Raw genomic sequence first — 19,606 nt, 5'->3', positions numbered from 1 at the left:
AAGCCCGTCCCCCGCGGCCGGCCTGTTCCGGCGCCGAGCGGGTGAATAGGTTGAAGGGCTGGTGGTTCAGCCCTTGCGACCCAGCCTTATCACATTTTCCGAGGACTTCTTCGGTGACAGCATAGGCGGTCGCCATCGGCTCGTCGGTGACGATCACCGTCTCACCGGCGGTGAAGCCGTTGAAGCCGGTGCGCATCGCGCAGCCATAAGCGCCGAGCATGCCGATCTCGATGACATCGCCAGCCGCGATATCGGCGGGCAGCAGGAACGGCCCGCGCATGAAATCCATGTCGTCGCAGGTCGGCCCCCAGAAACTGAACTCCATCAGGCCGGCCGTGCTTGCTTCGCTGCGCACCAGCTCCACGGGGAAGCGCCAGCCGACATGTGCGGCATCGAACAGGGCGCCATAAGCGCCGTCGTTGATATAGAGCACATCGTCCTTGCGCGCCTCGACACGCACCAGCAGGCTCGCATATTCCGCGCTGAAGGCGCGGCCAGGCTCGCACCAGAGTTCGGCCGAATAGCTGATCGGCAGCGCTTCATAGGCGCGGCTGATGACCTCGAAATAACCTTCGAGCGCAGCTGGCTCCATGCCCGGATAGACGGACGGAAAGCCGCCACCGACATCGACGATGTCGACCGTGACGCTGGCCTCAACGATCGCGGCGCGGACTTGCGCCATCGCATCGGCATAGGCCTGGGGGCTCATTGCCTGGCTGCCGACATGGAAGCAGATGCCCAGCGCATCGGCGGCCTGACGGGCGGCCATCAGCAGTGGGGCTGCCTCATCGGCTGCAATACCGAACTTCGACGCAAGGCTCAGCTTGGAATGGCCCGAGGAGACACGCAGCCGGACGCACAGCGTCAGATCGATCGCCCCCTCGGTCGCGCGGACGATCTTGTCCAGCTCCGCCATCGAATCGAGGCTGAAGGTGCGTACGCCATGCTTGAAATAGGCCTCCGCAATCGCCTCTTCGCCCTTGATCGGGTGCATGAAGCACAGGGTGGCGTGCGGCAGGAGCCCGCGCACCAGCCGCACTTCCGCAATCGATGCCACATCGAAATGCGTGATGCCGCTGTCCCAAAGGATGCGAATCAGATCGGGCGACGGGTTTGCCTTCACCGCATACATCGAGGTACCCGGGAAATTCTCGAGGAAAAACCGGGCGGCGCGACGCGCTGCGTGAGGACGAACAAGGGTAACGGGCTGCGTGGGACGCAGGGCCGTCGCTACCCCCAGCGAGTTATGATGCCTGTGCAATTCAAGGGACCTCCGGGGTTTGACTGTGTTGCCGGGTCAGGCCGGCACCATAGCTGCCTTGCGGTGGAAGTCCCTTGGGGCAGCGAGCGGCGCATATGGGGTCCATGGACCCGCATGTAAAGCGATTTTTTTCGAGCCAACCGACTTGCGGTTTTCGCTATGGCGTCCAAAGGCTTGTCACACAAAAGCGAGGTGCGTTTCAATGCCTGTTTCCGAGCCGCTTTCCACGCATGAAATTCAGGCCGCCGCAGCACGGATTGCAGGGGTTGCCGTACACACACCGCTGCTCCGCTGCGATGCCCTCGACACGGCGACTGGCGGACGGATTTTCCTCAAGCCCGAGTGTTTGCAGGTGACCGGCTCGTTCAAGTTTCGCGGGGCCTATAATCGCCTTGCCGCCATGGCGCCGGGTGCGCGCGAGGCCGGCGTCGTCGCTTTTTCTTCGGGAAATCATGCACAAGGGGTGGCCCGGGCAGCAAGGCTGCTCGGCATGCCCTGCGCCATCGTCATGCCCAGCGACGCGCCGCCGCTCAAGATCGAGCGGACCCGGGCCGACGGTGCCGAGATCATTCTTTATGACCGTCTCCGCGAGGACCGGGCGAAGATTGCTGCCGGGATCGCCGCTGCGCGGGGAGCGACCGTGGTTCCCAGTTTCGATGACCGACATGTGGCGGCAGGGCAGGGCACCGCAGGGCTGGAGGCGGCGGCTGATCTGGCCCGGCTTGGCCTTGTCGCCGATGTCGCACTCATCTGCTGCGGTGGCGGCGGTCTTGCGTCGGGCTTTGCTGTCGGATCGGGGATCCGGACAATCACGGTAGAGCCGGACGGCTATGACGATGTCGCCATCAGCCTTGCCCGCGGCGAGATCGTGCCGGTGAAAAACCCCGGGCCGACGCGCTGCGATGCGCTGCAGACGCTCCGGATGGGCGATCTTACCTTCGCCACCCTGCACGCGCTGGGCGTGCAGGGTGTGTCGGTTTCGGAGGCCGAGGTGGCGCGCGCCATGGCGTTCGCCTTCGTCGAGTTGAAGCTTGTCGTCGAGCCGGGCGGCGCGGTCGCGCTCGCGGCAGCGCTCACGGGCCGGGTTGATCTTGCCGGCCGGACAGCCGTCGTCATGCTGTCTGGCGGCAATGTCGAGCCGGCGGTGCTTGCCGCCTGTCTTGCCGAAGCGGGCTAGCCCGTGCGCCTTGCCGCAAACCAGTCGGCAATCTCGGCCACATCTTCGGCGCTCAGCCGCAACCCCATCTTCGTGCGGCGCCAGATCACATCATCGGCGCAGCTGGCCCATTCACGCTCGGCATAATGGCGCAGCTCGGCTTCCCACATCCCGCCGATGCGCGCGCCCAGCCCCTGATCGAGCAGCGGCACGCATGCCGTGCCCAGCGTATAGGCCAGCCGCTTGATGAGATGCGGATCATAATGTTCGTGCCTGATGATCAGCGCCTCGAGCCAGTGCCGAAAGGCCGCCTGGCCGCGTTCGCCGGGCTGGCGCGGCACATCTCCGCCGGGTAGCGGCACGCCCGCCGTCCATTTTCCGCGGCGTGACGGCACATGTCCGAGCACATCTTCGGCGAGCAGACGGTAGGTCGTCAGCTTGCCGCCGATCACGCTGATCGCATGGCTGCCCTGATGGTGGACCAGCTGCCAGTCGCGCGTGGTCTCGCTCTCGCCCTTGCCGGGCTCCAGCACCAGCGGCCGGACACCCGCGAAGCTATGCAAGACCGACTCCCGCGTCAGTGGCCGGGTGAGCCAGCGGTTGGCTGCCGCCAGCAGATAGTCGATCTCGCCCTCGGTCGGGCGCACGTCCTCAGGCGTGGCGATGGTCCGCTCGGTGGTGCCGATCAGCGAGAAATCATGCTCATAGGGGATGACGAACACGATCCGCCCGTCCGGCTGTTGCAGCATGAAGGCGTCGCGGCCGAGATGGATCCGCTTGGTGACGATATGCGTACCCTGCACCAGCTTGAGCGCCGGTGCATCATTGAACCCCAGAACGCGGCGCGCCACATCTTCAGCCCAGGGGCCCGCGGCGTTGATGATGCGTCGCGCCCGCAGCGTCGTGCCGCTCGACAGGGTGACGGCCCAATCGCTGCCGTCATGATGGGCGGAGACGGCCGCCGTTCGCGGCAGAACGGTCGCGCCGCGCGCGGCGGCATCCTGGCAATTGGCGATGACAAGGCGCGCGTCATCGACCCAGCCGTCCCAGTAGCGGAAGGCCAGCGCATCGCGGTTGGCCAGTGCCCTGCCAGCGCGGTCATTGTGAAGGTCGACGCGCGACGAGCCCGGCACGTCATGCCGCCGCGCCAGATGGTCATAGAGAAACAGGCCGGCACGCAGCATCCATGCCGGCCTTGATCCTGCGGCCTTTGGCAAGACGAAGCTTTGCGGCCAGCTGATATGCGGTGCCGCATCGAGCAGCACTTCGCGCTCGGCCAGCGCCTTTCTCACCAGCCCATAGGCGTGATATTCGAGATAGCGCAGCCCGCCATGGATCAGCTTGGTCGACGCGCTTGAAGTCGCCCCGCCGATATCGCCGGACTCGACCAGTGCGACCGACAAGCCGCGCCCGGCCGCATCCCGCGCGATCCCGGCGCCGTTGATGCCGGCGCCGATGATCAAGATGTCATAAGGGTCGGTTAATGCCATCGCCGGCCTTGACTAGTCGGTTCACAGGCCGTTGGAAAGGCGACATGACCGCCGACATCCTTCTCGCGCTGGACGCAGGCACCACCAGCACCCGCGCTATCGCCTTTTCACGCGCCGGAGAAATTGTCGCCAGCGCGGCGCGGCCAATCAGCCAACATTATCCGGCACCAGCCGAGGTCGAGCACGACGCGGCCGAGATCTGGCGACTGTCGCGCGATTGCCTGCTCGAAGTGGCGGACAGCGTTGGTGTTGCCAATATTGCTGCGATCGGCATCACCAACCAGCGCGAAACGATCGTGTTCTGGGACAGGACGAGCGGCGCCCCGCTGGGGCGAGCCATTGTCTGGCAGGACCGGCGGACTGCGGATGCCTGCGCGCGGTTGAAGGCGGCCGGTCATGAGGCGCAGGTGCAGGCGACCACGGGCCTGCTTCTTGATCCCTATTTTTCCGCCAGCAAGATCGCCTGGGCGCTCGAACATTCGCTCGATGTCCGGCAGGCACATGCGGCCGGGCGGCTCTGTGTCGGCACGGTCGACAGCTGGTTGATCTGGAACCTCTCGGCCGGTCGGCGGCACATCACCGACGCGACCAACGCGAGCCGCACGGCGCTGATGAACCTCAAGACCTGCCGCTGGGACGAGCTGATGTGCGCGCTTTTTGGCGTTCCTGCCGAATGCCTTCCGGAGATCACCGATTGCGCCGGCGTGCTCGCCACCACGCAGCTGCTCGGGCAGGAGATTGCCATCACGGCCAGTATCGGGGACCAGCAGGCGGCGGCGGTCGGCCAGGGCTGTTTCAGCCCGGGCGCGCTCAAGGCGACCTATGGGACCGGATGCTTTCTGCTCGCGCATGCGGGCGCGGAGGTGCCGCAGTCTCAGCATCGGCTGCTGGCGACGCTCGCTTATCGCCTCGCAGGCCAGCCGGCCTATGCGCTGGAGGGTGCGATCTTCGTGGCTGGTGCCGCGGTGCAGTGGTTGCGGGATGGCCTTGGCCTCATTGCCACCGCCGAGGACAGCGAGGCGCTCGCCCGCAGCGTGGCCGACTGCGGGGGCGTTGTCTTCGTGCCCGCGCTTGCCGGCCTTGGCGCACCGCACTGGGCGCCGGGCGCGCGGGGCCTCATCACCGGGCTGACCAGCGGCACCACCCGCGCCCATCTTGTGCGCGCGACCCTTGAGGCCATGGGGCAGCAAACGGCCGACCTCGTCGATGCACTTGGCGCCGACGGGGTGGCGGTGCGGGCGCTCAATGTCGATGGCGGGATGGTCGCCAATGACTGGCTGTGTCAGGATCTGGCCGACAGTCTCGGGGTTCCGGTGCAGCGGCCTGCGGTCATCGAGACGACAGCGCTTGGTGCGGCGGCGCTGGCCGCCGTTGGGGCCGGGCTCTACCCCAGTCTCCAAGCTGCCGGCGAGGCCATGCTGCATGCTGGCGGGGGCTTTTCGCCGAAACTGAGCGATGCAGACCGCTTGGCGCGCCGCACGGCATGGCAGGGCGCGATTGCGCGAACGCTGGGGGCCTGATGCTCGACACATCCAATGCCATGCTGACGCTCGCCATGCTGGCGGCGTTTGCGCTGATCATCGGCGGGCTCTGGCTGTTCCGGGCGCCGGGCGGCAACCGCGTCAAGGCGGGGCTGATGGTGGGCGCCGGTCTGGTCACCATCTTTAACGTGTGGATCAATACCCTGCCGCTGCCGCCTTCGCCCTGATCCGGTCTAGTGGGAGCGGGTCAGCTCGCGCATGGCCCGGTCCAGCCCTTCGAGGCTGAGCGGGTACATCCGGTCCTCCATGATCGACCGGATCATCTGGATAGACTGGCTGTGGGTCCAGTTTTTTTCCGGAATCGGGTTGAGCCAGGCGGCCGAGCGATAGACATCGAGCATCCGCCGCAGCCAGGCTTCGCCGGCCTCCTCGTTCCAATGCTCCACCGAGCCGCCGGCATAGTTGATCTCATAGGGGCTCATCGATGCATCACCGACGAAGACCAGCTTGTAATCATGCGGGAATTTGTGAAGCAGGTCCATGACCGGCGTGCGCTCGCTCCAGCGCCGCTTGTTGTCCTTCCAGAGCGCCTCATAGGGACAATTGTGGAAGTAGAAGAATTCGAGATGCTTGAACTCAGAGCGCGCGGCTGAGAACAGCTCCTCGCAAACCTTGATATGAGGGTCCATCGAGCCACCGACATCGAGCATCAGCAACAGCTTGACGGCATTGTGCCGCTCGGGCCGCATGACGATATCGAGCCAGCCCTGCTTTGCGGTTCCGGATATCGTCTTGTCGAGATCGAGCTCGTCGGCGGCGCCTTCGCGCGCGAAGCGGCGCAGCCGGCGCAGCGCCACCTTGATGTTGCGGGTACCAAGCTCGACTGAATCGTCGAGGTTCCGAAATTCCCGCTTGTCCCAAACCTTGACGGCGGAATTCTTGCGGTTCTTGTCCTGTCCGATCCGGACACCTTCGGGATGCGATCCATAGGCGCCGAACGGGCTGCGGCCCTTGGTGCCGATCCATTTGTTACCGCCCTCGTGGCGCTTCTTCTGCTCTTCGAGACGCTTTTGCAGCGTCTCCATGAGCTTGTCCCAGCCCAGCTTCTCCAGCGCCGCCATCTCCTCGTCGCTCAGATTGAGCTCGGCCACCGCGCGCAACCACTCGGCCGGGATTTCCGCTTCGCCGGTCTCGATGCTTGTTTCCAGCCCCTTGAAGACCTTGCCAAACACCAGATCGAAGCGGTCGAGAAGCGCCTCGTCCTTCACATAGACGGCGCGCGCCAGATAATAGAAATCGGTGATCGACCAGTCGATGACATCGGCCTTGAGCGCTTCGAGAAGCATCAGATGCTCCTTCATCGATGCCGGGATCTTCGCCGCGCGCAGCTCTTCGAGAAAGGTGATGAACATCGTCTCAGACTAGGCCCGCTCAGCCCCTCTCACAAGCGCGGGTTTGCACACAGGATGCGCTCCCCCATCCTGAAAAGTGACAGGGCCCGCAGCGGATGGGCGGCGAACGATGAGCGGGGAGGGCGAAGATGGGCTGGGCGACAGGAAAGCATGTTCTGGTGACGGGCGGCAGCCAGGGGATCGGCCATGCGACGGCAAGGGCCTTTCTGGCCGAGGGCGCGGAGGTGACCGTCACCGGCACACGCCCGCGCTTTGCCGATTATGAGGCGCCGCTCGAAAGTGTGCGCTACATCCAGTCGGATCTCACGCAACCGGCGGCCCGCGCCGCACTTGCGGAACAAATGTCGCGGCTGGACGTGCTGGTCAACAATGCCGGCGGCGGCAGCGGCCGCGAATATGAGCAGGATGAGTTCGAGCGGATCATTGACCTCAATCTCAACAGCGTGATGGACCTCAGCACCCGGCTGCACCCGCTCCTGAAGGCCGGCCAAGGCAGCATCGTCAATGTCGGGAGCCTTGCCAGTTTTCTCGCGCTCAAGGAAACCCCGGCCTATACCGCCAGCAAGGCCGGGCTGCTGGGTCTCACCCGCGCATTGGCCGACAAATGGGCGCCCGATCATGTCCGGGTCAATCTCGTCGCGCCCGGCTTCATCGCCACGCGGATGACCGACCGTGCGCGTCAGGACGAGGCCTATGAGGCGCGCCTGCTGAAGGCGGTACCGATGCGCCGCTGGGGGACGCCCGAGGAGGTCGCCGGACCGATCCTGTTTCTCGCCGGCCCGGCGGCAGCCTATATCACTGGCCAGAGCCTCGCCATCGATGGCGGCCTGATGCTGCGTTAGCTTTCGCGGCGGCTCATGAAGGCCAGCCGCTCGAACAGCATCACGTCGGCCTCGTTCTTGAGCAGCGCGCCATGCAGCGGCGGGATCAGCGACTTGGTATCGCGGTTGCGCAGCACATCGACCGGCAGATCCTCGTGCATCAAGAGCTTCAGCCAGTCGAGCAGCTCCGAGGTCGAGGGCTTTTTCTTCATGCCTGGCACGTCGCGGATATCGAAGAAGATGTTGAGTGCCTCGCTGACCAGCGCGCGCTGGATGTCGGGAAAATGCACCCGCACGATCGCCTCCATCGTCTCGCGATCGGGAAATTTGATGTAGTGAAAGAAGCAGCGGCGCAGAAAGGCGTCGGGCAGCTCCTTCTCATTGTTTGAGGTGATGATAACGATCGGGCGGATCTTCGCCTTCACGCGCTCGCCGGTCTCGTAGACATCGAATTCCATCCGGTCGAGCTCGGTCAGCAGGTCGTTGGGGAATTCGATATCCGCCTTGTCGATCTCGTCGATCAGCAGCACCGGCAGCTTCGGCGCGGTAAACGCCTCCCACATCTTGCCGCGGCGGATGTAGTTGTTGATATCATTCACGCGCGGGTCGCCAAGCTGGCTGTCGCGCAGCCGGCTCACTGCGTCATACTCATAGAGCCCCTGCTGAGCGCGGGTGGTGGATTTCACATTCCACTCGATCAGCGGGGCGTCAAAAGCATCGGCGATCTGCTGCGCCAGAACGGTCTTGCCGGTGCCCGGCTCGCCCTTCACCAGCAGCGGCCGCCGCAGCGTCACTGCGGCATTCACCGCCACCTTGAGATCATCGGTGGCGACATAGCCGGTTGTGCCCGTGAAACGCATCGTCTTGTGCCTCTTCTTGTCGAAAAGCACACGCTAACCGGGGCCATCAGGCCCCGCAACCTAGCGATAGGCGTAAATCACTTCGCTGGTCTCGCCCCCGGTAATGCCGAACATCGTGCCCACCGAGCCATTGACCTGCGCGACGAGGCGCGGCTGGCCGTCGGTGCCAAGGCGATAATCATTGACCTGCTCGAAGCTGGTCACCTTGATGAGCAGATTGAGCTTGAATGGCTCGCGCTCCTTCACTGTCAGTCGCTCCACCCAGGGCTGGCCATCGCGCAAGCCGAGCAGTGCTTCGGCACGCAGGTGCCGGGATATGTCCTTGCCATCTGCCACCACCGATTTTTCAGGCAGCATCGGCACCACCAGCAGGGTGCGTCCGTCCGGTGTCACCTGCCGTTCCGTCGAAGCCGCGATGATCCGCGCCAACTGGTGATAGCCGGGGACACTGTTGTCACTTGCAGCGGCGGCCTTCTCAGCCCGGCTTGGAGCATGGCCATTGACACTGAGGAGCGACCAGCGCTCTCCGTCCCAGCGCTCGACAAGACGCTTCTCCGTTTTTGAGCCACCGCCCTTGCGCAGCACCATCGTCACCCGTTCGAACGCGAGTTCGGAGGGGTTGATCGCAGCGGCCTTTTCGATGATGCGGTCGCGAAGCACATCTTCGGGCAAGGCCTGAACCGGCGGCAGCGCCGCGCCCGTCAGCGCAACAGCAAGAAGAGGCAGCCACCAGCGGAACATGCCGCAATGCATAACAAGCGGCGGGCGACGGGCAAGTGGCCCAGCGCCCGATGCAGCGAAACTGCGTCAGACCGTGCCAATCCTGCCATGGCGAGCGGGATCAGGTGTCGAGGAAGCTCCGCATCTTGCGGCTGCGGCTGGGGTGCTTGAGCTTCCGCAGCGCCTTCGCCTCGATCTGCCGAATGCGTTCACGCGTCACGCTGAACTGCTGGCCGACTTCCTCCAGCGTGTGGTCAGTGTTCATCCCGATGCCGAACCGCATGCGCAGCACACGCTCCTCGCGCGGTGTCAGGCTGGCCAGCACGCGGGTGACGGTCTCCTTGAGGTTCGCATGGATGGCGGCATCAACCGGGATGACGGCGTTCTTGTCCTCGATGAAATCGCCGAGGTGGCTGTCTTCCTCGTCACCGATCGGCGTTTCGAGGCTGATCGGCTCCTTGGCGATCTTCATCACCTTGCGCACCTTTTCGAGCGGCATCGAAAGCCGTTCGGCCAGCTCTTCGGGCGTTGGTTCGCGACCGATCTCATGCAGGATCTGGCGGCTGGTGCGGACCAGCTTGTTGATTGTCTCGATCATGTGCACCGGGATACGGATCGTCCGTGCTTGATCGGCGATCGAGCGGGTGATGGCCTGGCGGATCCACCAGGTCGCATAGGTTGAGAATTTGTAGCCCCGGCGGTACTCGAACTTGTCCACCGCCTTCATCAGGCCGATATTGCCTTCCTGAATAAGATCAAGGAATTGCAGGCCGCGGTTGGTATATTTCTTGGCGATGGAGATGACGAGGCGGAGATTGGCTTCGACCATTTCCTCCTTGGCGATGCGCGCCTCGCGTTCGCCTTTCTGCACCATGTTGGTGATGCGCCGGAATTCGCCCAGATCGACCCCGGTCGAATCAGCAATGACGGCAATTTCGCGTTGGATCTCGGCCACGGTCCCGGCCTCTGCCTTGGCGAAGGCCGCCCACTTCTTGTCGAGGCTCGTGACACTCTCGAGCCAGGATTCGTTGAGCTCATTGCCCGTATATTCGTCGAGGAAGGACTTGCGGTTGATCTTGTGCTTGTCGGCAATCTTCATCATCTGCGAGCCGAGCGCCAGCAGCTTGCGGTTCTCGGTGTAGAGCTGATCGACCAGAAATTCGATCTTGGCATTGTGGAAATGGATCGCCTGCACGCCGCGCGTCAGTTCCTCACGCAGCTTCTGATACTTGCGCTCCTCGGCAGCCGGCAGGGCCTCATTGTCTTTCAAAGCCAGCAAGCGGCTCTCTTGAAGCTTGAAGAACTTGCGATAGGTTTTTGTTATTTCCGCAAAAGTTTCGAGAGCTTGTGGCTTGAGAACCTCCTCCATCGCGGCGAGGGAGAGGGTCTGGTCCTCGTCATCATCGTCCACGGGGCGCTGGGTACGACGCTCGGTCATGCCGTCTTCCTCATCCGGTGCCGAGGTCTCGGATTCGGGCTCTTCATCTTCCTTGAAATTCACGGTCGGCAGGTCTGAACCGGCATCGCCGTCTTTGCCTTCGCCATTCTCGTCGCCCTCGCCCTGCCGGTCGGCCTGATCCTTGGCGAGCATGGCTTCGAGATCGAGGATCTCGCGAAGCTGCATCGTGCCTTCGTTGAGCTGGTTCGACCATTCAAGGAGCGAGGTGAAGGTCATCGGGCTCTCGCAGAGCCCGGCGATCATCGTGTTGCGGCCGGCCTCGATCCGCTTGGCGATAGCGATTTCGCCCTCGCGGCTGAGCAGTTCGACCGCGCCCATTTCACGAAGATACATGCGGACCGGATCGTCGGTCCGGTCGAGTGGCGCTTTCGTCGGCGCACTGGCCAGCACCGGGCCGAGCTCGCCATCGGCAGCTTCAGGTTCATCGTCATCCACGGCGGCGGCATCTTCGGCCTGTTCGTCATTCTCGATGATGTTGATCCCCATTTCGGAGATCTGCGCCATGACATCTTCGATCTGCTCGCTGGTCATCTGGTCCTGCGGCAGCGCGCTGTTGAGTTCGTCATAGGTGATGTAGCCACGCTTCTTGGCGCGGTTCAGCAGCTTCTTGATCGCCGCACCGTTCAGATCGAGCACGGGCGCATCGGCACCATCGCTCTTGGCGCCCAAATCACTCTGTGCTGCTACCGTTTTTGCCATTCCCAACGTCCTCACAAACAAGACGAAAACTCAGTCGACGCAGACCGCTGCCAAAGGTCGACCGGTACCCTTAATCTTCACGAATCAATTCCGCCAGTCGCATCATCGCCGCGTTCAGCTCCATCCATTCGGCAAGCAGGGCCTGTTGCCTTGCAAAGCCGTCTTCGGTCCAGCCGGAGGCCAAAGCGGCCGTGGCGTCCGACAATTCGGCTTCCAGTCCCGCTTGCGCCGACATGCGCTCCACCATCAGGGAGAAATCGCGCGCCTGCCTCTCCCGGTCGCCTGCACCAGTCTGACAGAAGCTGAGTTTCAGTCCATTGGCTCGGCATATCTGGTTGGCGGCCTGTTCCAAACCTTCGGCTTGCAGATGGGGTTGCAGGGCTTCTGCTTCAAGGCCTGGGTCCCGCGCAGAGGCGGCAAGAATCGTATCGCGCAGCTGGGCGGGCCTGCCTTCGCCAAGGGGCAGGGCGGCAATGGCTTCGCCGAAGCGGTCGCAAAGCCAGGGATTGCGGATGAGTCCGGTCAGGATGGCCAGAACCTCGGCGCGCTCGGTGGCGAGGGCGCGCGCCTTCAGCGCCGGCGATGCGGGCTGGATGGGCGGTATCCAGCCACGGTCGCGCCGCCCCCCGGGCGCGGTGCGGGCCCAGCCTTGGGTTTGCGGTTGCTGGAGCGTACGGCGCGCCAGATAGGCCGCATTGAAGCGATCATCGAAATCGGCGCGGTAAAGCGCGCGCACATCGGGGTCTGCGATGGTCGCGACATGCGCCCGCAGCCTTGCCCTGACGGCCGCCCGGGCTTCCGGCGTCGCGCTCTCTGCGCTGGCGGTTTCCGCCAGCCAGAGCTGCTCGGCGAGCGGACGCGCCTGCGCGAGGACCGCTTCGAACGCTGCCGCGCCGCCCCGCCTTACCACGTCATCCGGGTCTTCGCCGGGGGGAAGGGCGGCGATGCGCAGCGACTTGCCGGGCTTGAGCAAGGGCAGGGCACGCAGGCAGGCCCTGAGCGCTGCGCGGCTGCCCGCGCTGTCTCCATCGAAACAGAGGATCGGCTCATCGACGAGCCGCCACGCCAGTTCGAGCTGGGCCTCGGTCATCGCCGTGCCGAGCGGCGCGACCAGATCATCGATCCCGGCGCGTGCGGCCCCGATCACGTCCATATAGCCTTCCACCACGATCAGCCGGCCGCTCTTGCGCGCCGCCGGGCCGGCGAGATCGAGATTGTAGAGCAGCCGCCCCTTGTCGAAGAGCGGCCCATCGGACGAGTTGAGATATTTGGGCTGCACGTCGCCCAGCGCCCGCCCGCCAAAGCCGACGACACGTCCGCGACGGTCCCGGATGGGAAACATCAGGCGGCCGCGAAAGCGCTCATAGACACGCTCGTCATCACCGCGCCCGAGCAGGCCGGCCGCCAGCATCTGCGCCTCGCTCACCTCGGCCATGGCGGCCCGCAGCCCGGCGGCGGGTGCAAAGCCCAGGCCGAAGCGCCGCGCCAGCGCCTCAGTCACGCCGCGGCGCGCCAGATAGGCGCGGGCCTCGCTTCCAGCCGGGCTCGCCAGCTGCGCCTGAAACCAGTTTGCCGCGCGCGTCGCGAGTGGTTGCAGGGCCTCCTGCTCGCTGGCGCGGGCGGCGGCTTCGGGGCTGGCGGCAGGCACGGTCATGCCGGCCTGGGCGGCGAGGCTCTTCACCGCCTCCATGAAAGGGAGCCCCTCCTGCTCGGTCAGGAAGCGGATTACATCGCCGTGCGCGCCGCAGCCGAAGCAATGATAAAAGCCCTTGTCATCATTGACATAAAAGCTCGGCGTCTTCTCATTGTGAAAGGGACAGCAGCCCTTCCACTCGCGCCCGGCGCGGATCAGCTTGACCCGGCGACCGACCACCGGCGACAGTGGCACACGCGCACGAAGTTCGTCGAGAAAAGCAGGGCTGAGGCTCACGGTGCGTCGCTTTCGCAGCCCGGTCCTGGCATCAGGACAAGGCCGCCTTCACCATGCCGCTGGCCTTGCTCATGTCGATCTTGCCGGCCAGTCGTTCCTTCACAGCCGCCATCACCCGGCCCATGTCCTTGACCGAGGTTGCGCCCAACTCGGCGACCAGAGATGCGATTGTAGCGCGCGCCTCGTCATCGTCCATCATCCTTGGCAGGAAGCTTTCGATAACGGCCAGTTCAGCCGCTTCGCTCGCTGCCAGTTCGGCGCGGCCGCCCTTTTCATACATCTCGATCGATTCGCGGCGCTGCTTGGCCATTTTGGTCAGCACTTCGATGACCAGCACGTCGTCATCAGCCGGTGCCGTGCCAGTGCGCAGCTCGATGTCGCGGTTCTTGATTGCGGCCTGAATCAGCCGCAGCCCCCCGGTGCGCGCGCTGTCTCCGGCCTTCATCGACGCGATGGTGGCCGCCTTGATTTCATCTCTCAACATGATGCCATTCTCAACTAAAGTTCGAGAACACCCTAGCCCTTTGGCCGCGCAAAGAATAGATTGACCCAGCAGGGCATCGCCCCTAATTCGCCGTCCGTTTGTCCACTCGAAGCAAGGAAATATCATGGCAGCAGCGCCCGCGCCCGCTCAACCCAAAGGCGCGACCGCTGTTCTTGTCCTCGCCGATGGCGCCGTGATCTGGGGACAGGGGTTTGGCGCCGAGGGCGTCGCGGTCGGGGAGGTCTGTTTCAACACGGCCATGACCGGCTATCAGGAGGTGATCTCTGATCCCAGTTACGCCGGGCAGATCATCACCTTCACTTTTCCACACATTGGCAATGTCGGCTCAAACATCGACGATATCGAATCGCCCAATCCGCATGCGCTCGGCTGTGTCGTGCGCGAGGCGATCACGCCGGCCGCCTCGTTTCGCAGCACGCGCAACTTCGATGAGTGGATGAAGGCCTGGGGGCGGATCGGCATCTCGGGCGTCGACACACGGGCGCTGACCAAGCGCATCCGGCTTGGCGGCGCGCCAAACGGCGTGATCGCGCACAACAAGGTCGGCAAGTTCGATCTGCGCCGCCTGCGCCTGCAGGCCGCCGGTTGGCCGGGCCTTGAAGGCATGGATCTCGCCAGCGTCATCAGCGCCACCCAGAATTATGGCTGGGACGAGGGGCTTTGGTCGATGCACAAGGGCTACACGGCCAACCATGAGAACAGCGGCGGCCCGCATGTGGTGGCCATCGATTATGGCATGAAGCGCAATATCCTGCGCAACCTTGTGGCCGCGGGCGCGCGGGTGACGGTGGTGCCGGCGCGCACCAGCTTTGATGAGATCATGGCGCTCGCCCCTGACGGCGTGTTCCTCTCCAACGGCCCCGGGGATCCTGCCGCGACCGGCCAATATGCCGTGCCGGTGATCAATGCCCTGCTCGAGGCGGATATGCCCATCTTCGGCATCTGCCTCGGTCATCAGTTGCTCGGCCTTGCGGTGGGCGCGCGCACGGTCAAGATGCAGCAGGGGCACCGCGGCGCCAATCACCCGGTCAAGCGGCTTGTCGATGGCCGGGTGGAGATCACCAGCATGAACCATGGCTTCACGGTTGATACCGAGACGCTGCCGCCGACCGCGCGCGCCACCCATGTCTCGCTGTTCGACGGCAGCCTTGCCGGCCTTGAGCTCACCGACAAGCCCGCCTTCAGCGTGCAATATCACCCCGAGGCCAGCCCCGGCCCGCAGGACAGTCATTATCTGTTCGAGAAGTTCGTGGCCCAGCTCTCCCCATTCAAGGCCGCCTGATGCCCAAACGCACCGACATCCACTCCATTCTCATCATCGGCGCCGGCCCCATCATCATCGGCCAGGCGTGCGAGTTCGACTATTCTGGCACGCAGGCGCTGAAGGCGCTGAAGGCCGAGGGCTATCGGATCATCCTGGTCAATTCCAACCCGGCGACGATCATGACCGACCCGGAACTGGCCGATGCCACCTATGTCGAGCCGATCACCCCGGAGATCGTCGCCAAGATCATCGCGAAGGAGCGCCCTGACGCTGTTCTGCCGACGATGGGCGGGCAGACGGCGCTCAACACGGCGCTGGCGCTGCACCGCGACGGCACACTCGACAAATATGGCGTCGAGCTGATCGGGGCCGATGCGGTGGCCATCGACAAGGCCGAGGACCGGTTGAAATTTCGTGACGCGATGGACAAGATCGGCCTAGAAAGCCCGCGTAGCCGGATTGCGCATACTGTTGAAGAGGCGCTTGAAGCCCTTGAATTCACCGGTCTTCCGTCGATCATCCGGCCCAGCTTCACCATGGGCGGCACCGGCGGCGGCATTGCCTACAACCGCGAGGAGTTCGTCGCCATTGTGACCGGCGGCCTTGATGCCTCGCCGACCACCGAGGTGCTGGTCGAGGAATTGGTGCTGGGGTGGAAGGAATATGAGATGGAGGTCGTGCGTGACCGCGCCGACAATGCCATCATCATCTGCTCGATCGAGAATGTCGACCCGATGGGCGTCCATACCGGGGACAGCATCACCGTTGCCCCGGCGCTGACGCTGACCGACAAGGAATATCAGATCATGCGCAACGCCAGCATTGCGGTGCTGCGCGAGATCGGCGTCGAAACCGGCGGGTCCAATGTGCAGTTCGCCGTCAACCCCGTCGATGGCCGGCTTGTCGTCATCGAGATGAACCCTCGCGTCAGCCGCTCGTCGGCGCTGGCGTCAAAGGCCACCGGCTTTCCCATCGCCAAGGTCGCCGCACTTCTCGCTGTCGGTTACACGCTCGATGAGATCCAGAATGACATCACCGGCGTGACGCCCGCCAGCTTCGAGCCGACCATCGACTATGTCGTCACCAAGATTCCGCGCTTTGCGTTCGAGAAGTTCAAGGGCGCGGAGCCCTTGCTCGGCACCGCGATGAAGTCGGTGGGCGAAGTCATGGCGATTGGCCGCAACTTTCAGGAGAGCGTGCAGAAGGCGCTGCGCGGGCTTGAGACCGGGCTGACCGGTTTTGATGAAGTGGAGAACCTCGAAGGCGCGTCCATCGAGGAGATTGAAGCCGCACTTTCCCGGCCTACGCCAGATCGGCTGCTGATTGCGGCGCAGGCGCTCCGGGCAGGGATGAGCGTCGAGCGGATCCATGAGATTGCCCGGTTCGAGCCCTGGTTCCTGCGCCAGATCGAGGCCCTGATTGAGGCCGAAGCGCAGGTCCGCGCCGAGGGCCTGCCGCAATATCCCAATGCCATGCGGCGCCTGAAGGCGATGGGCTTTTCCGATGCGCGGCTGGCGAAGCTTGCCGGCCAGAGCGAGGCCGAGGTTGCGGCCGCGCGCCGCGCGCTCGATGTGCGGCCCGTGTTCAAGCGCATCGACACCTGTGCCGGCGAGTTCACGGCGCGCACGCCCTATATGTATTCAAGCTATGAGGCGCCGAGCTTCGGGGTGCCGGAGTGCGAGTCCGAGCCCACTGACAAGACCAAGATCGTCATTCTCGGTGGCGGCCCGAACCGGATCGGCCAGGGCATTGAATTTGATTATTGCTGTGTTCATGCCTGTTTCGCGCTCGGCTCGAAGCAGAATGGGGTCGGCTATGAGACGATCATGATCAACTGCAACCCCGAGACGGTGAGCACTGATTATGACACGTCCGACAGGCTCTATTTCGAGCCTCTTACGGCTGAGGATGTGCTGGAAATCCTCCATGTCGAGCGGAGCAATGGCACGCTGAAGGGCGTGATCGTGCAGCTTGGCGGGCAGACGCCGCTCAAGCTTGCTGCCGCGCTCGAGGCGGCCGGAATCCCGATCCTCGGCACTGCGCCCGACAACATCGACCTTGCCGAAGACCGGGAGCGTTTCGCGGATCTGATCAACCGGCTTGGCCTCAAGCAGCCTGAAAACGGCATTGCCCGCTCGGCCGCCGAGGCGGTCAAGGTGGCGACCCGCATCGGCTATCCGGTTCTGATGCGGCCAAGCTATGTGCTGGGCGGCCGTGCCATGGAAATCGTCGATACCGAGGCGCAGCTCGAAACCTATATCCGCGAGGCTGTCGTTGTCTCCGGTGACAGCCCGGTGCTGATCGACCGTTATCTGCGCGATGCGGTCGAGGTCGATGTCGATGCCATCGCCGATGGCGAGACTGTGCATGTCGGCGGCGTTCTTCAGCATATCGAAGAGGCGGGTGTCCATTCGGGAGATAGCGCCTGTTCGCTGCCGCCTTACAGCCTTGGCAGCGACATCATTGCCGAGATCGAGCGCCAGACCGCGATGTTGGCACGCGCGCTCGATGTGCGTGGGCTTATGAACATCCAGTTTGCGGTCAAAGACGGCGAGGTGTTCCTCATCGAGGTCAATCCGCGTGCCAGCCGCACCGTGCCGTTCACTGCCAAGGCAACGGGCATCCAGTTGGCCAAGGTCGCAGCGCGCGTTATGGCGGGCGAGCCGCTTTCGAGTTTTGATCTCAGGCCACGGAACAGCGGCCAGCATATCGCCGTCAAGGAAGCGGTCTTCCCCTTCGCCCGCTTCCCGGGAACCGACCCGGTGCTCGGGCCGGAAATGAAATCGACTGGCGAAGTGATGGGGATCGATGCCGATTTCGCCACGGCCTTCGCCAAGGCGCAGCTGGGCGCGGGCACCGTGCTGCCACAGTCGGGGACCGTTTTCATCAGCCTGAAGGACAGTGACAAGGCGCTGATCATCCCGGCGGCAAGGGACCTTGTGGCGCTCGGGTTCAAGCTGATCGCCAGCGACGGCACGGCCAGGGTGCTGGCCGAGGCCGGGCTTCCCGTCAAACGGGTCAACAAGGTTGCCGAGGGGCGCCCGCATATCGTCGACCGGATCAAGGACGGTGACATTGCGGTCATCTTCAACACCACCGAGGGCCTGCAATCGTTGAAGGATAGCCAATCCATTCGCGCATCAGCGCTTTATGGGCGTGTGCCCTATTTCACGACCGCAGCTGCAAGCATTGCATCGGTGGCGGCAATCGCGGCGCTGCGCCGCCAGCCGCTTGAAGTACACCCGTTGCAGTCTTATCATCATTAGCCCGGCATCCGATGTGCCGGGGTGATTACCGGCTGGAAATTCACTTTTGTGAGGCTTGCGAAGCCGGGGCACTATTTTCAGGAAGGTTGAGTGAATATTCATGGCAACGCTAGACAAGGTGCCGATGCTGGCCAGCGGACATGCGATCCTCGTGGAGACGCTGCGTCGCCTGAAAGAGCAAGAACGCCCTGAAGTGGTCGAGGCCATCGAGGTTGCACGCGCGCATGGCGATCTTTCGGAAAATGCCGAATATCATGCTGCCAAGGAGCGTCAGGGACAGATCGAGGCGCAGGTCATCGACCTTGAAGACAAGCTGGCGCGTGCTGTTGTCATCGATCCGAAGTCGCTGTCGGGCGACAAGGTCGTGTTCGGCGCGACCGTGCATCTCATCGACGACAATGACAAGAAGATCACCTATCAGATCGTTGGCCAGATGGAGGCAGATGCCCGGGCCGCGCGGATCAGCTTCAATTCGCCGCTTGGTCGCGCCCTGATTGGCCGCCGTGTTGGCGACGAAGTCGAGGTCAATACCCCTTCGGGGGATCGTTTTTATGAGATCGAAAGCGTCGAGTTCATTTGAACCTGCGTGACGCCTCCGGGGTGGCATGAAACCGTTCAAGCCGCCCAGTCCGCTCGCCACCAACAGCCTGATTGGCCTGTGTGTGGCGGTGCAGGGGGCGCTGCTCATTGGTGGCAGCAGCTTCGGAGCGTCGGTGATCTATGCCTATGGGCTTGTGCCTGCGCGCATGAGTGCGGCCATCGCCGGCATCGCGCCGCCATCGAGCGCGCTGCCGACGGTGCTCACCCACATTTTCCTGCACGGCGGGCTGATCCACCTCGCGCTCAACATGGTTTTTCTGGCCTGGGTCGGCCGCTATGTCGAATGGGTTGCGGGGCGCGTCGGTCTTGTCAGCCTGTTTTTGACCGGTGGCTTTGTCGGCGGCATCGCCCAGATTTCTGGCGGCACCGCAAAGCCCGACGCCGGTGATTGGTGCGTCGGGTGCGATTGCCTGCGTTTTCGGTGCCTATGCGGTCATGTTCGCCAAGAGCCGGGTCCAGCCGCGACGGATTCTCGGGGTCAGCGTCTCGGGCGAGACACTGACTGCGCTCTGGTATGCGGCGAGCTGGATTGGCTTGCAGCTGCTGGTCGGCATTGCATTTGCCGAGCCGGGCGGTGGGCTGCTCGGTGGTGGTATTGCCATCTGGACTCACATCGGCGGTTTTCTGACCGGTCTTGTTCTGGCGCGCCGCTGGGGTCGCGGCCCCAAGATCGATCTCTGAC

The 19,606-nt window shown here is 63.9% G+C and carries 15 protein-coding genes and 2 pseudogenes; 9 read left to right on the top strand and 8 right to left on the bottom strand.

Going from position 1 to position 19,606, the window contains the following annotated elements:
- Window positions 1-118: 118 nt before the first annotated feature.
- Window positions 119-1,261: pseudogene (locus ACMVO5_RS04125) on the bottom strand (type III PLP-dependent enzyme); the annotation flags it as partial.
- A 202-nt stretch (window positions 1,262-1,463) separates the two neighbouring features.
- Here ACMVO5_RS04125 and ACMVO5_RS04120 point away from each other — a divergent pair.
- Entirely contained in the window at window positions 1,464-2,438 is a 975-nt protein-coding gene (locus tag ACMVO5_RS04120) for a threonine ammonia-lyase (protein ID WP_416908806.1), read from the top strand.
- On the opposite strand, the gene glpD is transcribed toward ACMVO5_RS04120, so the two are convergent.
- Window positions 2,435-3,907, bottom strand: coding sequence for a glycerol-3-phosphate dehydrogenase (gene glpD, locus ACMVO5_RS04115; RefSeq protein WP_416908805.1), 1,473 nt, complete (start codon window positions 3,905-3,907; stop codon window positions 2,435-2,437). The two genes, ACMVO5_RS04120 and glpD, sit on opposite strands and share 4 nt — an antisense overlap.
- A 44-nt stretch (window positions 3,908-3,951) precedes the next feature.
- Here glpD and glpK point away from each other — a divergent pair, with 44 nt between their 5' ends.
- Both glpK and ACMVO5_RS04105 read left to right on the top strand, forming a co-directional pair.
- Entirely contained in the window at window positions 3,952-5,427 is a 1,476-nt protein-coding gene (gene glpK / locus ACMVO5_RS04110; RefSeq protein WP_416908804.1) for a glycerol kinase GlpK, read from the top strand.
- Entirely contained in the window at window positions 5,427-5,615 is a 189-nt protein-coding gene (locus ACMVO5_RS04105; protein ID WP_416908803.1) for a hypothetical protein, read from the top strand. Before glpK ends, ACMVO5_RS04105 begins: the two co-directional genes overlap by 1 nt.
- Before the next feature lie 6 nt (window positions 5,616-5,621).
- Here ACMVO5_RS04105 and ACMVO5_RS04100 read toward each other — a convergent pair whose 3' ends face one another.
- A complete protein-coding gene (locus ACMVO5_RS04100) occupies window positions 5,622-6,800 on the bottom strand; it encodes a vWA domain-containing protein (protein WP_416908802.1) in 1,179 nt (392 codons plus the stop codon).
- A gap of 128 nt (window positions 6,801-6,928) precedes the next feature.
- Here ACMVO5_RS04100 and ACMVO5_RS04095 point away from each other — a divergent pair, with 128 nt between their 5' ends.
- Entirely contained in the window at window positions 6,929-7,642 is a 714-nt protein-coding gene (locus ACMVO5_RS04095) for an SDR family NAD(P)-dependent oxidoreductase (RefSeq protein ID WP_416908801.1), read from the top strand.
- Here the strand turns inward: ACMVO5_RS04095 and ACMVO5_RS04090 are convergent.
- The 5 genes from ACMVO5_RS04090 to ACMVO5_RS04070 form a co-directional block, all read right to left on the bottom strand.
- Window positions 7,639-8,481, bottom strand: coding sequence for an AAA family ATPase (locus ACMVO5_RS04090; protein ID WP_416908800.1), 843 nt, complete (start codon window positions 8,479-8,481; stop codon window positions 7,639-7,641). The genes ACMVO5_RS04095 and ACMVO5_RS04090 overlap by 4 nt on opposite strands.
- A 60-nt stretch (window positions 8,482-8,541) precedes the next feature.
- Window positions 8,542-9,222 (bottom strand): hypothetical protein, encoded by a 681-nt coding sequence (locus ACMVO5_RS04085; RefSeq protein WP_416908799.1) that lies wholly within the window; start codon window positions 9,220-9,222, stop codon window positions 8,542-8,544.
- Between the two features lie 100 nt (window positions 9,223-9,322).
- The gene (gene rpoD / locus ACMVO5_RS04080) at window positions 9,323-11,359 is read right to left on the bottom strand and encodes an RNA polymerase sigma factor RpoD (RefSeq protein WP_416908798.1); all 2,037 of its coding nucleotides are present in this window, start codon (window positions 11,357-11,359) and stop codon (window positions 9,323-9,325) included.
- A gap of 70 nt (window positions 11,360-11,429) precedes the next feature.
- The gene (gene dnaG / locus ACMVO5_RS04075; RefSeq protein WP_416908797.1) at window positions 11,430-13,289 is read right to left on the bottom strand and encodes a DNA primase; all 1,860 of its coding nucleotides are present in this window, start codon (window positions 13,287-13,289) and stop codon (window positions 11,430-11,432) included.
- A gap of 31 nt (window positions 13,290-13,320) precedes the next feature.
- Entirely contained in the window at window positions 13,321-13,773 is a 453-nt protein-coding gene (locus tag ACMVO5_RS04070) for a GatB/YqeY domain-containing protein (protein ID WP_416908796.1), read from the bottom strand.
- A gap of 124 nt (window positions 13,774-13,897) precedes the next feature.
- Here ACMVO5_RS04070 and carA point away from each other — a divergent pair, with 124 nt between their 5' ends.
- From carA to ACMVO5_RS04045, 5 genes and pseudogenes are all read left to right on the top strand, one after another.
- The gene (carA, locus tag ACMVO5_RS04065) at window positions 13,898-15,076 is read left to right on the top strand and encodes a glutamine-hydrolyzing carbamoyl-phosphate synthase small subunit (RefSeq protein WP_416908795.1); all 1,179 of its coding nucleotides are present in this window, start codon (window positions 13,898-13,900) and stop codon (window positions 15,074-15,076) included.
- On the top strand, window positions 15,076-18,324 hold the full coding sequence (carB, locus tag ACMVO5_RS04060) for a carbamoyl-phosphate synthase large subunit (protein ID WP_416908794.1): 3,249 nt from the start codon (window positions 15,076-15,078) through the stop codon (window positions 18,322-18,324). Before carA ends, carB begins: the two co-directional genes overlap by 1 nt.
- A gap of 100 nt (window positions 18,325-18,424) precedes the next feature.
- A complete protein-coding gene (greA, locus tag ACMVO5_RS04055) occupies window positions 18,425-18,904 on the top strand; it encodes a transcription elongation factor GreA (RefSeq protein WP_416908793.1) in 480 nt (159 codons plus the stop codon).
- A gap of 25 nt (window positions 18,905-18,929) precedes the next feature.
- Window positions 18,930-19,226 (top strand): annotated as a pseudogene (locus tag ACMVO5_RS04050) (rhomboid family intramembrane serine protease); the annotation flags it as partial.
- 25 nt (window positions 19,227-19,251) lie between these two features.
- Window positions 19,252-19,605 (top strand): rhomboid family intramembrane serine protease, encoded by a 354-nt coding sequence (locus ACMVO5_RS04045; protein WP_416908792.1) that lies wholly within the window; start codon window positions 19,252-19,254, stop codon window positions 19,603-19,605.
- The last annotated feature ends 1 nt before the right edge of the window (window position 19,606 follow it).

It is taken from the genome of Polymorphobacter sp. (assembly GCF_048007885.1).
Lineage (GTDB): Bacteria > Pseudomonadota > Alphaproteobacteria > Sphingomonadales > Sphingomonadaceae > Sandarakinorhabdus.
The sequence above is the reverse complement of the archived record's forward strand: the minus strand, read 5'-3'. Positions and strand labels throughout refer to the sequence as shown.